At 65.8% G+C, this 14,045-nt stretch carries 9 protein-coding genes and 1 pseudogene; all 10 read left to right on the forward strand.

Going from position 1 to position 14,045, the window contains the following annotated elements; translation table 11 throughout:
- Window positions 1-169: 169 nt before the first annotated feature.
- Window positions 170-558: pseudogene (locus KV697_RS17805) on the forward strand (integrase core domain-containing protein); the annotation flags it as partial.
- Between the two features lie 194 nt (window positions 559-752).
- Window positions 753-2,063 (forward strand): serine hydroxymethyltransferase, encoded by a 1,311-nt coding sequence (gene glyA, locus KV697_RS17810; protein ID WP_219019322.1) that lies wholly within the window; start codon window positions 753-755, stop codon window positions 2,061-2,063.
- Between the two features lie 22 nt (window positions 2,064-2,085).
- Window positions 2,086-3,339 carry a sarcosine oxidase subunit beta family protein gene (locus KV697_RS17815; protein WP_219019323.1) on the forward strand — a complete coding sequence of 418 codons (1,254 nt, stop codon included), beginning with the start codon at window positions 2,086-2,088 and terminating at the stop codon, window positions 3,337-3,339.
- An 11-nt stretch (window positions 3,340-3,350) separates the two neighbouring features.
- On the forward strand, window positions 3,351-3,635 hold the full coding sequence (locus KV697_RS17820) for a sarcosine oxidase subunit delta (protein WP_219019324.1): 285 nt from the start codon (window positions 3,351-3,353) through the stop codon (window positions 3,633-3,635).
- Window positions 3,632-6,613, forward strand: a complete 2,982-nt coding sequence (locus KV697_RS17825; RefSeq protein WP_219019325.1) for a sarcosine oxidase subunit alpha family protein — start codon at window positions 3,632-3,634, stop codon at window positions 6,611-6,613. The genes KV697_RS17820 and KV697_RS17825 overlap by 4 nt, the downstream gene beginning before the upstream one ends.
- The gene (locus KV697_RS17830; RefSeq protein WP_257575423.1) at window positions 6,606-7,145 is read left to right on the forward strand and encodes a sarcosine oxidase subunit gamma; all 540 of its coding nucleotides are present in this window, start codon (window positions 6,606-6,608) and stop codon (window positions 7,143-7,145) included. The genes KV697_RS17825 and KV697_RS17830 overlap by 8 nt, the downstream gene beginning before the upstream one ends.
- A 5-nt stretch (window positions 7,146-7,150) precedes the next feature.
- Window positions 7,151-8,512 carry an L-serine ammonia-lyase gene (locus KV697_RS17835; protein WP_219019326.1) on the forward strand — a complete coding sequence of 454 codons (1,362 nt, stop codon included), beginning with the start codon at window positions 7,151-7,153 and terminating at the stop codon, window positions 8,510-8,512.
- A 10-nt stretch (window positions 8,513-8,522) separates the two neighbouring features.
- Window positions 8,523-9,008, forward strand: a complete 486-nt coding sequence (locus KV697_RS17840) for a prolyl-tRNA synthetase associated domain-containing protein (RefSeq protein WP_219019327.1) — start codon at window positions 8,523-8,525, stop codon at window positions 9,006-9,008.
- A 306-nt stretch (window positions 9,009-9,314) separates the two neighbouring features.
- Window positions 9,315-11,318, forward strand: a complete 2,004-nt coding sequence (locus KV697_RS17845) for a BCCT family transporter (RefSeq protein ID WP_257575424.1) — start codon at window positions 9,315-9,317, stop codon at window positions 11,316-11,318.
- A 207-nt stretch (window positions 11,319-11,525) separates the two neighbouring features.
- Window positions 11,526-13,973, forward strand: coding sequence for a TonB-dependent receptor (locus KV697_RS17850; protein ID WP_219019329.1), 2,448 nt, complete (start codon window positions 11,526-11,528; stop codon window positions 13,971-13,973).
- Window positions 13,974-14,045 lie beyond the last annotated feature (72 nt).

A 14,045-nucleotide genomic window follows, 5' to 3' on the forward strand; every position in this document is an offset into this window, starting at 1 on the left:
GATGAAGCTACCGCATCTTGTGGCGCTGTCTGAACCGGCGGTAGCCCTTCTTCGTCGCCTGCGAACGGAGCATGAAGCGCTCTCAACCGGCTCGATCGATGATCAGTATCTCTTCAGTGCCAGAGACAAGGCACCGATCAGAGACGTTACGACGCTGAAGGCAACGCGCATCGTGTCAGTACGTGGTGCGCCGAACAGCATTCGGGTCGACAACGGTCCGGAGTTCATCTCGAAGGCGCTCGACCGGTGAGCGTATGAGAACGGCGTCACGCTCGATTTCTCGCGGCCGGGCAAACCGACCAACAACGCCTTCGTCGAGAGCTTCAACGCCGGCTTCGCGACGAGTGTCCGAACAGTCATTGGTTCCTGTCGCTGGCGGACGCTCGGGCCAAGATCGAGGCCTGGCGGCGCGACTATAACGAGAGCCGCCCTCACACGGCTTTCGGCTGGCTAACCCCGGCGGATGCAGGCCGGAAACTCGCATCATGTCCGGATGAGAACCCGGGGGACCGTCACTTATATCGCGCTCGACGATCGCATAGCGCCCCAGTGGACTAACTGCCTCCATGATGTGCGGGATCGCCCCGTGATTCCGGTAGCAAGGCATTCCCACGCTGGCGGGATTGACGTCAAAAATCTCATGTCCCTCCCTTTGGCAGGTTGTCGCAAATCTTCACGATTGGCGGCGCGCTTGTCCCAGCGGTCAGTCGAGTGAGTCCGCATCCTGCCCGGCAGAGACAAGGGGGACATTCATGGCGGATACGAGCAATCGCGGCGGCGACGCCGGCCAGGCGTTCTTCGGCGGGCCGCTGGCCCTTACCGATCCCGAGGTCGACGCCGCGATCAATGCCGAGCTGGGGCGACAGCGCGACAAGCTTGAACTCATTGCATCGGAGAACATCGTCTCGACCGCGGTGTTGCAGGCACAAGGCTCTGTCCTCACGAACAAATATGCCGAGGGTTATCCCGGTCGCCGCTATTATGGCGGGTGCGAGCATGTCGACGTCACCGAACAACTGGCGATCGACCGCGCATGCCGCCTGTTCGGTGCGAGGTTCGCCAACGTCCAGCCGCACTCGGGCGCGCAGGCGAACATGGCGGTGCAGTTCGCGCTGATGAAGCCGGGCGAGACGCTGATGGGAATGAGCCTCGCGCATGGCGGCCACCTGACCCATGGCGCCGCGCCGACCTTCTCGGGCAAGTGGCTGAATGCGATTCCTTACGGCGTGCGTGAGGACGACCAGCGGATCGATTATGACGTGGTCGCGGAGCTGGCACAGGAATATCACCCTAAGCTGATCATCGCCGGCGGATCGGCCTATCCGCGCCAGATCGACTTCGCGCGGTTCCGCGAGATTGCCGACTCTGTCGATGCGCTCCTGATGGTCGATATGGCGCATTTCGCGGGGCTGGTGGCGGGCGGGGCGCATCCCAATCCGCTCGACCATGCGCATGTGGTGACGACGACCACGCACAAAACGTTGCGCGGCCCGCGTGGCGGCATGATCCTGACCAATGACGAGGCGCTGGCCAAGAAGTTCAATTCCGCGATCTTCCCCGGCATCCAGGGCGGCCCGCTGGAGCATGTGATCGCCGCCAAGGCGGTCGCCTTCGGCGAGGCGCTGCGCCCCGAATTCCGGGACTATGCCCGCCGCGTCGTGGAGAATGCGCAGGCGCTGGCGGCGGTGCTGGCGGCGAACGGCTACACGATCGTATCCGGCGGCACGGACACGCATGTCGTGCTCGTCGACCTGCGCCCCAAGAAGCTGACCGGCAAGCGCGCCGAGCAGGTGCTCGATGAGGCTGGCATCACCTGCAACAAGAACGGCATCCCGTTCGATCCGGAGAAACCCTTCGTGACGTCTGGCATTCGCCTGGGGAGCGGCGCCCTGACGAGCCGCGGTTTCGATGTTCACGCCTTTCAGGAGGTGGGACGCCTGATCAATCGCATCCTCGACGCGGCGTCGGAGGGCGAGGTGCCGGAGGCGCTGATCGACGAGGTGCGCGCCGACGTGGTCGCCCTGTGCGGTCGCTATCCGATCTACGACACGGCGCGGGGTTGATGACGCGCGGAAGGACATGGTGATGCAGCGCTTTTCGGCATTCTCGCTGTTCCGGCAGGGTTTGAACGGGCACAAGGGCTGGCAGCCGCAATGGCGCCGCGCCACGCCCAAGCCGTCGTACGACGCGATCGTCGTCGGTGGTGGCGGGCATGGCCTGGGCGCGGCCTATTATCTCGCCAGCCAGTTCGGTATCCGCAACGTCGCGGTCGTCGAAAAGGGATGGATCGGCGGCGGCAACACTGGTCGCAACACGACGATCATCCGCTCCAACTATCTCTTCGACGAAAGTGCCGCGCTGTACGACCATGCGCTGAAGATGTGGGAGGGGCTGAGCCAGGAGCTGAACTACAACGTCATGTTCTCGCAGCGCGGCGTGCTGATGCTGGCGCACAACATCCACGACGTGCAGGTCTTCAAGCGCCACGTCCATGCCAACCGGATCAATGGCGTCGACAATGAATGGCTGACGCCGGAGCAGGCCAAGGAATTCTGCCCGCCGCTCAATATCGAGCCGAACATGCGCTATCCGGTGCTGGGCGCAGCGTTGCAGCGGCGCGGCGGCACCGCACGGCACGATGCCGTCGCCTGGGGCTATGCGCGTGCCGCCGATGCGCTCGGCGTCGACATCATCGAGAATTGCGAGGTCACCGGCATCCGTCGCGACGCATCGGGCGCGGTGTCGGGGGTGGAGACGAGCCGCGGCTTCATCGGATCGCGCCGGATCGGCGTGTCGGCGGCAGGGCATACCAGCATGGTGCTCGGCATGGCCGGGGTTCGCCTGCCGCTGGAAAGCTATCCGTTGCAGGCCTTGGTGTCGGAGCCGGTCAAGCCGATCTTCCCGTGCGTGGTGATGTCGAACACGATCCATGCCTATATGAGCCAGTCGGACAAGGGCGAACTGGTGATCGGCGCCGGGACCGATGCCTATACCAGCTATACCCAGCGTGGCGGTCTGCACATCGCGACCCATACGCTGGAGGCGATCTGCGAACTCTTCCCGCAGTTTCGCCGGATGCGGATGCTGCGAAGCTGGGGCGGCATCGTCGACGTGACGCCGGATCGCTCTCCGATCATCGCCAAGACGCCGGTCAAGGGTCTGTACGTCAATTGCGGCTGGGGGACGGGCGGGTTCAAGGCGACGCCGGGTGCCGCGCATCTGCTGGCGCATACGATGGCGAAGGACGAGCCGCACCCGATCAACGCGCCCTATACGATCGAGCGCTTCCGCGACGGGTTCATGATCGACGAGGCGGCGGCCGCCGCCGTCGCGCACTGAGAGGCATAGCGATGCTGCTTATCACCTGTCCCTATTGCGGCGAGCGGCCCGAGCTGGAGTTCAGCTATGGCGGCGAAGCGCATATCGCGCGCCCGGTCCGCCCGGCCGAGCTGAGCGACGAGGACTGGACGGCGTATCTCTACACGCGGTCCAACCCGAAGGGCGTCCATGCCGAGCGGTGGCGGCACCTGCACGGCTGCGCCCGTTTCTTCAACGCCCTTCGCGACACGCGCAGCGACACGTTCCTCGCGACGTACAAGGTTGGCGAACAACCCCCGGAGGTGGAGCGCGCATGAAGCCCCCGCATCACCGTATCGCCCGCGGCAGCATGATCCGCGACGCGACGGTCCACTTCACCTTCGATGGCAAGCGCTATGCGGGGCAGGAGGGCGACACGCTCGCCTCCGCGCTGCTGGCCAATGGCGTGCACCTGGTCGGGCGGTCGTTCAAATATCACCGGCCGCGCGGCATCCTGGGCGCCGGTGCGGACGAACCCAATGCGCTGGTCGGGATCCGTCGCGATGCGGCGCGCTATACCCCCAATCTTCTTGCGACGCAGGTCGAGCTGTATGACGGGCTGGATGCGGTCAGCCAGAACCGGCATCCCAGCCTCGAGAACGACCGCATGGCGGTCAACGACAAGCTGTTGAGCCGCTTCATTCCGGCGGGCTTCTACTACAAGACGTTCATGTGGCCGAAAAAGGCGTGGGACCGGTTGTACGAGCCACGCATCCGCGAGGCCGCCGGGCTGGGCGTCGCCCCGAGCGTGCCCGATCCCGACCATTATACCCAGCGCTATGCGCATTGCGACGTGCTGGTGATCGGTGGCGGCCCGGCGGGGATCGCGGCGGCCCGGCAGGCGGCGGAGGCGGGCGCGCGGGTCATCCTGTGCGACGATCGCGCGCGCTTCGGCGGGTCGCTGCTGGCCGCGGTCGACACCGTGATCGACGGTCGGGCGGCGGCGGACTGGTTGCACGGGGAACTGGCGGCGCTCGCCGCGCTGCCCAACGTCACGCTGCTGCCCCGCACGATCGCGTTCGGCTATTATCCGCACAACTGGATCGGGCTGACCGAGAAGCTGACCGATCATCTGGCATCGCCGGCCAAGGGCGCCCCGCGCGAGCGGCTGTGGCAGGTTCGCGCGAAGCAGGTGGTGCTGGCGACCGGCGCGATCGAGCGCCCGCTGGTCTTCCCCGACAATGACCGGCCCGGGATCATGCTGGCGGATGCCGCGCGGACCTATCTCCAGCAATATGGCGTCGCGGTGGGGCGGACGATCGTCATCGTCGGCGCGCACGACAATGCCTATCGCGTCGCGCACGAGATGGCGGCGGCGGGCGTGACGGTCGCAGCGATCGCGGACATCCGTCCGCGTTCGGCGGCGTCGGACGTGGCAGTGCAGGCGGGCCTGCCGGTGGTGACCGATGCGAAGATCGACGGGACGACCGGTGGCCTGCGCGTCACGTCGATCACCATCACCGCCGAGGGCACGACGCGCCGTCACGCCTGTGACGCGGTGCTGATGGCGGGCGGCTTCACGCCCAGCGTCCACCTGTTTTCGCAATCGCGCGGCAAGCTTGCCTGGGACGAGACGCTGCAGGCCTATCTGCCGGACGTCTCCGCCGAGGCGGAGCGATCGGCGGGCGCGTGTCGCGGCCGCTTCGCGCTGGCCGAGGCGTTGGCGGACGGCATCGACAGCGGCCGCGAGGCCGCGGTGGCGGCCGGCTTCGCGCCGTCGTCTGCCGCGAAGGTCCCGGCGGTCGAGCTGCGCCATGCCCAAGGCGTCGGAGGCTATATGGGCGCCGCCCCGACGTCGGGCGACCTGACCAAGGCCAAGGCGTTCGTCGACTGGCAGAACGACGTGACCGCCAAGGACATCCTGCTCGCCACGCGCGAGGGCTTTCTGTCGATCGAGCACGTCAAGCGCTACACGACGACGGGGATGGCGACCGATCAGGGCAAGCTGTCCAACATCAATGCGCTGGGCATCGTGTCGGAAGCGACGGGGCGCTCCATCCCCGAGATCGGCCTCACGACCTTCCGCTCACCCTATACGCCGGTGACGTTTGGCACGCTGGCCGGCCATGCGCGCGGCGACCTGTTCGATCCGGCGCGGATCACCGCCATCAACGACTGGGCAAAGGAACAGGGCGCGGCGTTCGAGGATGTCGGCAACTGGCGGCGGGCGCATTACTTCCCGCTTGCCGGCGAGGACATGCATGCGGCGGTCGCGCGCGAGTGCGCCGCCGTGCGCCGCGGCGTCGGTATCTTCGACGCCTCGACGCTCGGCAAGATCGAGGTGGTGGGGCCGGATGCGGCCGAGTTCATGAACCGCTTCTTCGTCAACGCCTGGACCAAGCTGGGCGTCGGCAAGTGTCGCTACGGTGTGCTGCTGCGCGAGGACGGCTTCGTCCTCGACGACGGCGTGGTCGGGCGACTGGCGGCGGATCGCTTCCACGTCACCACCACCACCGGCGGCGCGGCGCGGGTCCTCAACATGATGGAGGACTATCTCCAGACCGAATGGCCGGACCTGAACGTCTGGCTGACCTCGACGACCGAACAATGGTCCGTCATCGCGGTGCAGGGGCCGCGCGCGCGCGACGTCCTGGCGCCGCTGATCGAGGGGCTCGACGTGTCGGCGGCGGCCTTCCCGCATATGAGCATTGCCGACGCACGCATCTGCGGCGTGCCGATGCGGTTGATGCGCGTCAGCTTCACCGGCGAGCTGGGCTTTGAGGTGAACGTGCCGAGCGGCTATGGCCGGCAGGTCTGGGAAGCGATCTGGGAACGCGGGAAGACGTTCGGCATGGTGCCTTATGGCACCGAAACCATGCACGTCCTGCGCGCGGAGAAGGGTTATATCATCGTCGGGCAGGAAACCGACGGCACGGTCACGCCCGACGATGTCGGCCTGTCATGGGCGATCGGCAAGGCCAAGCCCGATTTCGTCGGGAAGCGCTCGCTGGCACGCCCGGCGCTGTCCGCGCCGGGCCGCAAGCAGCTCGTCGGCCTGAAAAGCGCCGACGGCCGAACGGTGCTGGAGGAAGGGGCGCAGATCGTGCTTCTGTCTGCCGCGACGACGCCGATCGGTCATGTCACGTCCGCCTATTACAGTCCCGCCGCCGACGCGCCGATCGCGCTGGCGCTGGTGCGCGGCGGCCGTGAGCGGCTCGGCGAGACGCTGCATATCCCGATGCCCGCCGGGCCGATCGCGGTCGAGGTCGTGTCGCCCATCTTCTACGATCCGGAAGGGAGCCGCATCGATGTCTGACCTGTCCCCCGCGTCGCCCTTCGGCCCCGGCAGCGCCGCGATCCGCCCGCTGGGGCATTTCGGTCGCGCCGTGCTGCGCTGTCCGGCGGCGATGATCGCCACCGTCGGTACGCGGTTGGGGATCGTGCTGCCGGTCGCGGCATGCCGCTCTGCCTGTGACGAGACGCTGGCGGCGCTGTGGCTGGGGCCGGACGAATGGCTGCTGCTGGCGGCCGATGCGCCGGACGACTGGGTGGCCACGCTGCAGGCGCGGCTGGCCGACGCCTTGTGCTCGCTGGTCGATGTCAGCCACCGACAGATAGCGTTGGAGATCGTCGATGACCGAGCCAGCGCCGATACGTTGCTGGCGAGCGGTTGTGCGCTCGACCTGTCGCTCGCGGCGTTCCCGGTCGGCATGTGCACCCGGACGATGTACGACAAGGCCGAGATCGTCCTATGGCGGCGCGCGCCGGATCGCTTCCATGTCGAGGTGTGGCGGTCGTTCGCGCGCTATGTCGAGGGGCTGCTGCGCGTCGCGGAGAGCGAGGCGTAAACACGATGCTGGGCGTCCGCGACCTGTTTCGCGTCGGTATCGGGCCGTCGTCGTCGCATACCGTCGGGCCGATGAAGGCGGCGCACAGCTTTGCGGCGACGCTGGCCGGGCGCGGCGTGGCGCGGGTGCGCTGCGACCTGATGGGGTCGCTGGCATGGACCGGGGCCGGACATGCGACCGACAAGGCGGTGGTGCTGGGGCTGGCCGGGTTCCTGCCCGACGCGATCGCGCCCGAGCAGATCGACATGATCGTCGAACAGGCGCGTAAGGAGCGCGAACTGGTGGTCGGCGGCCGGGTCATCACCTTCGATCCCGACGCCGATATCGTTTTCGATCGCGACAGCGCGACGCCAGTCCATCCCAATACCTTGCAGTTCGTCGCCTATGACGCGGATGGCGCGACGATCGAGACGCAACGCTGGTGCTCGATCGGCGGCGGGTTCATCGTGCCGGAGGACATGGTCGGCATATCGCTGTCCGGGGAGGAGGAGGCGACCCCGCCGTTTCCGTTCCGCACCGGCACCGATCTGCTCGCCATCTGCCGCGCGCACGGGCTTTCCATCGCCGAGGTGATGCGCGCCAACGAACTGGCGCTGACGTCGACGGCGGAGCTGGAGGCGTATCTCGACCGCGTGATCGAGGTGATGATGACCTGCATCGACCGTGGGATGCAGGCCGACGGCATCCTGCCCGGGCGGCTCAAGGTGCCGCGCCGGGCGCGGGCGTTGCGGCAGAAGCTGGACGGCGATCGTTTCCGTAACCGCCAGGCGCCGCACAGCATCATGGACCATATCAGCCTGTTCGCGATCGCGGTGAACGAGGAGAATGCCGCCGGATGCCGCGTCGTCACTGCGCCGACGAACGGCGCGGCGGGCGTGGTGCCGGCGGTACTGCGCTATTATCGCGACTTCTGGCCGGGCGCGGACCGCGCCGGGATGCATGACTTCCTGCTGACCGCCAGTGCGATCGGGGTGCTGACGAAGCTGAACGCCTCGATCTCGGGCGCGGAGGTCGGGTGCCAGGGCGAGGTCGGCACCGCCAGCGCGATGGCGGCGGCGGGACTGGCGGCGGCGATGGGCGCCAACGAGCGGCAGATCGAGAATGCCGCCGAGATCGCGATGGAGCATCATCTGGGCATGACCTGCGACCCGATCGCCGGGCTGGTGCAGGTGCCGTGCATCGAGCGCAACGCGTTCGGCGCGATCAAGGCGGTCAACGCCGCCTCGCTGTCGCTGCGCGGTGACGGCACGCATGTCGTCTCGCTCGACCAGGTGATCGAGACGATGATGCGCACCGGCACCGACATGCACGCCAAGTACAAGGAAACCTCGCAGGGCGGCCTGGCGGTGAGCTTCCCCGAATGTTGAAGGGCTGATCATGACCGAAGACGAACTCTATGCCGAACTCGACCGTGCCGGGATCGCGGTGGAGAAACTGGAACATCCGCCCGTCTTCACCGTCGACGAAAGCGCCGCCATCCACGCCGCGCTGCCGGCCGCGCACACCAAGAACCTGTTCCTGAAGGACAAGCACAAAAATCTGTGGCTGGTCGTCCTGCCGAGTGATCGGCGTGCCGATCTCAAGGCCTATGCGGAACTGCTGGGGGCGGGAAAATTCTCGTTCGGCAAGGCGGAGGAGATGGAGCAGGTGCTGGGCGTCTCGCCCGGCGCGGTGACGCCGCTGGCCATCGTCAACGCTGCGCCCGGCGCGGTGTCACTGGTGTTCGATGCCGCGTTCGAGCAAGCGGAGCGGATCGCGGTGCATCCGCTGCGCAATACCGCGACGGTGGCGCTGCCCTTCGCCGCGCTGGTGCCGTGGCTGGAGGCTCGCGGCCATGCGGTGAGGGTGATCGCGCTACCCTGAGCCGTCACGCCGGGGTGCAGGCAGGCGAATGATTCGAACACCATCCGGCACGAATATGACAATCGGATCACGCCGATCGTTGCGAGGCCGGAATATAGTGGACGGTGACGCATTCGTGACGGCCTTATGTCGCAGTCCTGATGGCCCGGCTGGCGGGCACCATGCTCTTCTTCAATCCAGGCCGGGCCGCCGATGCGCGCCGAGAACCTGGCGACCAGATCATCAGTGGGGGAAACAGGCGTAGCAGGCGGGGCCGTGAACGGCACCGACGGCGGGCGCGATCGACGACAAGGGGGATCAATCGGGGTGAGCAGGTTCGTCATCAATCCGCCGGTATTCTACGGTTCGGTTGGCGTCATCGCGATCCTGCTGGGGGTCGGCGCGTTCCTGCCGGATCAGGCCGAGGCGATCCTGTCGGCGGTGGAGAAGAATATCCTGGCCGAAATCGGCTGGTTCTATCTGCTCGCGGTCGGCATCTTCCTGCTCTCGGTCACGATCCTCGCCTTCGGTCGGTTCGGCGACCTGAAGCTCGGGCCCGACGATTGCGTTCCCGATTTCCGCTTCACCTCCTGGGTCGCGATGCTCTTCGCTGCGGGCAAGGGCATCGGCCTGATGTATTATGGTGTGGCCGAGCCGATCATGCACGACGTGCTGCCGCCCGACGCCGCCGCGCGATCGGTCGCGGCGCAACAGGATGCGATGAGCATCACCTTCTTCCACTGGGGCATCCATGCCTGGTCGATCTATTCGGTGGTGGGCCTGTCGCTCGGCTATTTCGGCTATCGCTACAATCTGCCGCTGACGATCCGGTCGGGCCTGTATCCGATCCTGAAGGAACGCATCCACGGCCGGATCGGCGATGCGGTCGATATCTTCGCGATCTGCTGCACCGTCTTCGGTCTCGCGACCTCGCTTGGCCTTGGCGTGCAGCAGGTGAATGGCGGCCTGAACTATCTGCTGGGCGTGCCGATGAACGTCGGCGTGCAGGTGCTGCTGATCGTCGTCATCTCCGCCGTCGCGACGCTGTCGGTGCTGTCGGGCCTGGGCAAGGGGATCAAGCGGCTCAGCGAGCTCAACATCCTGCTGGCGATCGGACTGATGCTGTTCGTGCTGCTGGCTGGGCCGACCATCGTGCTGATGCGCGATCTGGTCCAGAATATCGGGCTCTATGTGTCGACGTTCGTGCCGCGCACCTTCAACGTCTATGCCTATGCGCCCAACGAATGGATCAATGCCTGGACGCTGTTCTACTGGGCGTGGTGGATGTCCTGGGCGCCGTTCGTCGGCATGTTCATCGCGCGCATCTCGCGCGGGCGGACGGTACGCGAGTTCATCCTGGCCGTGCTGCTGCTGCCGACGATCTTCACCTTCATCTGGATGACGGTGTTCGGCAATACCGCGCTGTTTCTCGATCACGGCGTCGCGGGGGGCGCATTGTCGGCGGCGGTGCAGGACAATGTCTCGATCGCGCTGTTCAAGTTCTTCGATTATCTGCCCTTTGCCAGCGCCACCACCGCGCTTGCCGTCTTCATGATCGGCATCTTCTTCATCTCGTCGCAAAGCTCCGGCTCGCTGGTGATGGACATCATCGCATCGGGCGGCAAGACGGTGACGACCTCGGCGCAGCGGCTGTTCTGGTGCGTGCTGGAGGCGCTGGTCACGATCATCCTGCTGATCGCCGGGGGGCTGGCCGCGCTGAAGGCTGCGACGATCATCGCGGCGCTGCCCTTCGCGATCGTGATGATGGCCTTGGTCTATGGCCTGTTCCGCGGGATGCGCGCCGACATGGCGCAATATGCGCTGGGTGGACGGGCCGTCGCCGATTATGGCCGTCCCGCATCGGGCCTGTCCTGGCAGGCGCGGCTGGGCTTCGCGCTGCACACGCCGACGGCCGAGGAGGTGCGCACCTTCCTCGCGGCGACCGCCGCGCCCGCGTTGCAGGCGGTGGCGGACGAACTGAGCGACCGTGGCCGGCCGACCAGCGTTCGGCGGGACGATGACGGCGTGTGGCTGGAGTCGACGACCGCGGGCCAGCGATGCTTCCTCTATGGGGTGCGGATCACCGCCCGCCCGCGCGCGACGCTGTCGGCGGCGGACGTGATGGCGGTGGAGGACCGGTTCGAGGCGCGGACGTTCTTCGCGTGCGGCGGCCGGGGATATGACATTCTCGGGCTTTGCCAGGAGCAGGTCATCGCCGATGTGCTCGCACAGTTCGAGCGTTATCTCGCGCTGTCGCAATCCCCGGAAGCGCTGCTGGTGTCGCGTGCACCGGACCATGCGCCGACATCCTCTGACGCCGGGCCGCAATGAATGGCCATCGCGGCGTCGCAAATAGAATTCTGAGTTCCCCAGCTCGTTTGGCTGGCGAAAGCAACGACACGAGACATACTCGTGCCAAAGAAAAATAAAAACAAAAAGACAGTCACGCCGGAGGAAAGGTGAGATGGCCGATTAATACTTGGCCGTCGTAACTCATTGAGGGAGGCGGGAATGAAAAGGGATCGTAAACTATCGTGTATGCGTAGCCTTTATGCGACATCGGCACTGACGGTGTTTGCTCTGGGGGGGCAGCCCGCCTGGGCACAGGCCGTCGCGGAAAGCGCCGTTGCGCCGCCTGCCGCGTCCACGGGGGACCAGGACGGCGCGAAGGGCGCGGCCACGACACCCGCTTCGCAGGGGGGGCTCGGTGACATTGTCGTGACTGCGACGAAGCGCAATGAAAGCATCCAGCGCGTGCCGGTGTCGGTTCAGGCCCTGGATACAAAGGCGCTGAACAACCTGAACATCACCAGCTTCGACGATTATGTGAAGTATCTGCCCAGCGTCCGCTCGGGCGGCCGTGGGCCCGGTCAGAACGACGTATATATCCGCGGCCAGGCCACCGACGCGGTCACGGTGCTGCTGTCGGGCGCCCAGGGGTCCGAACCGAACGTCGCCATGTATCTTGACGAGCAACCCGTGACATCGCCCGGTCGCAACCTCGACGTCTATGTAACCGACATGGCGCGGATCGAGGTGCTGCCGGGACCGCAAGGTTCGCTGTTCGGCGCCAGTTCGATGGCGGGTACGGTGCGGCTGATCACGAACAAGCCCGACATGACCGGGTTCAGCGCCAGCGTGACGGGCACGGCCGAGTTCACCAAGAGCGGCGACATGAGCAATGCGGTCGAAGGGTTCGTCAACGTGCCGCTCGCCGACAATCTGGCGGTGCGCGGCGTATTCTATTCCGCCCAGCGCGGCGGCTATATCGACAATGTTCCCGGCACCTACACGCCCAGCCCGACCGTGAACCGAGCACTGCCTTCGGCGCCCGGCACGACCTACGAAACCGCCAACAACAGCGACCTGGTCGAAAAGAACTTCAACGACGCCAGCTATCGCGGCTTCCGTTTGAGCGCGGCCTATAAGGTATCGCCCGACCTCGATATCCTCGTAACCCATGCGCGGCAGAATCTGGATACGGACGGCGTGTTCGACTATGATCCCAAGGTCGGCGACCTGAAGGTGACGCGCTTCTTCCCCGATTTTCTGCGCGACAAGTTCAGCCAGACCGCCTGGACGGTCAACGGGCGGCTGAAGGGGCTCGATCTGGTCTATACGGGCGCGTATCTGGACCGGAAGATCGCGCAGGCGGTCGACTATACCGGATACACCAACACCGGCGCGTTCGCGGCCTATTACACCTGCACCTACACGACGCCGCGCCGCTGCCTCAATCCAGTGAAGGGCTATAACGGCAACCAGCGCATCAGGCGCTTTACGCAGGAAGCGCGGCTGTCCACGCCGCAGGACCTGCGGGTCCGATTGACGGCAGGCGTGTTCTACGACCGGACGAAGCTCGAGGCGCTGGACAATTATGTCTATGAGGCGACCCCGCAACTCGGCTTCGCGCGCAATGCGCCGATTACGGCCGCACGGAATATCGACCCCAGTACGCGCCCTGCCGGTGTCGCCTTCTTCAACGACATTACCCGGATCGGCGAACAGAAGGCGATCTATGGCGAGGCGGCCTTCGATATCGTCCCCAAAAAGCTCATCCTGAGCGGGGGCGGCCGCTATTACTGGCAGACGACGGAGTTCTACGGTTCGTCGAACTTCGCCAATCTCGGCACCGACTCCACGGTTCCCGGCGCCGGCGGCCGCATCTACAACCGCCCCAAGCTGCGGGAGAAGGGCTTTGTTCCCAAGGCGACGCTGACCTTCAAGCCGAACGGGCAGTTGCTGTTCTATGCCACCTATTCCGAAGGGTTCCGCCCGGGCGGCTTCAACCGCGGCGGCGGGGCGCCATCGTTCAACCCGGCCTATCCGACCGTGCCGGTCAACTATGTCTCGGACACGGTCAAGAACTATGAAGTCGGGTTCAAGACCGATCTGTTCGATCGCGAGGTCCGCTTCAACGGCAGCTTTTATCGGGTCGACTGGAGCAATATCCAGGTGTCGCGCCTGGATACCGTCAACGTGTCCAACCTGACCTTCATCGACAATGCCGCGAATGCGCGCATCAACGGCTTTGAAGGCGACCTGACGATCAAGCTCGCACCGCCGCTGACGCTGTTCAGCGCGGTCTCGTACAATGACGCGAAGCTGACCGGCACGCAGTCGACCGTGATCGAACTGGCCCCGGTCGGCAGCCAGTTGCCGCTGACGCCCAAGATACAGGGCAATGTGCGTCTGCGTTACGACGGCATATTGGACAACGATCGAAGCTGGTTCGCGCAGGTCGGCTCGCAGCTTGCCGCGCACAGCTACAGCTCGCTCGCCTCGGCGTTGCGGGTGCGGCAGGACGGCTACAGCACCTTCGATGCGAGCGGCGGTTTCATCGTCGGCAAATATCGCTTCGAAATCTATGGCGAGAACCTGACCGATACGCGGGCGCAGCTCTTCTACAACAACCAGGACCAGATCCCACGGATCACGACCAACCGGCCGCGAACCATCGGGTTGAAGGTGACGGTCGATATGTAGCTGGCACTGGTCCCCGGCATTGGCGATGATGCCGGGGACCGACCCTTTCCCCACGGAGATCGAACGGACGCG

The organism is Sphingomonas sanguinis, assembly GCF_019297835.1.
GTDB classification, from domain to species: Bacteria; Pseudomonadota; Alphaproteobacteria; order Sphingomonadales; family Sphingomonadaceae; genus Sphingomonas; species Sphingomonas sanguinis_D.

What these genes read in the sequence shown, in the direction of transcription:
- glyA (WP_219019322.1), top strand. Translation starts at nt 753, where the DNA reads ATGGCGGATACGAGCAATCGCGGCGGCGACGCCGGCCAGGCGTTCTTC.
- KV697_RS17815 (WP_219019323.1), top strand. Translation starts at nt 2,086, where the DNA reads ATGCAGCGCTTTTCGGCATTCTCGCTGTTCCGGCAGGGTTTGAACGGG.
- KV697_RS17820 (WP_219019324.1), top strand. Translation starts at nt 3,351, where the DNA reads ATGCTGCTTATCACCTGTCCCTATTGCGGCGAGCGGCCCGAGCTGGAG.
- KV697_RS17825 (WP_219019325.1), top strand. Translation starts at nt 3,632, where the DNA reads ATGAAGCCCCCGCATCACCGTATCGCCCGCGGCAGCATGATCCGCGAC.
- KV697_RS17830 (WP_257575423.1), top strand. Translation starts at nt 6,606, where the DNA reads ATGTCTGACCTGTCCCCCGCGTCGCCCTTCGGCCCCGGCAGCGCCGCG.
- KV697_RS17835 (WP_219019326.1), top strand. Translation starts at nt 7,151, where the DNA reads ATGCTGGGCGTCCGCGACCTGTTTCGCGTCGGTATCGGGCCGTCGTCG.
- KV697_RS17840 (WP_219019327.1), top strand. Translation starts at nt 8,523, where the DNA reads ATGACCGAAGACGAACTCTATGCCGAACTCGACCGTGCCGGGATCGCG.
- KV697_RS17850 (WP_219019329.1), top strand. Translation starts at nt 11,526, where the DNA reads ATGCGTAGCCTTTATGCGACATCGGCACTGACGGTGTTTGCTCTGGGG.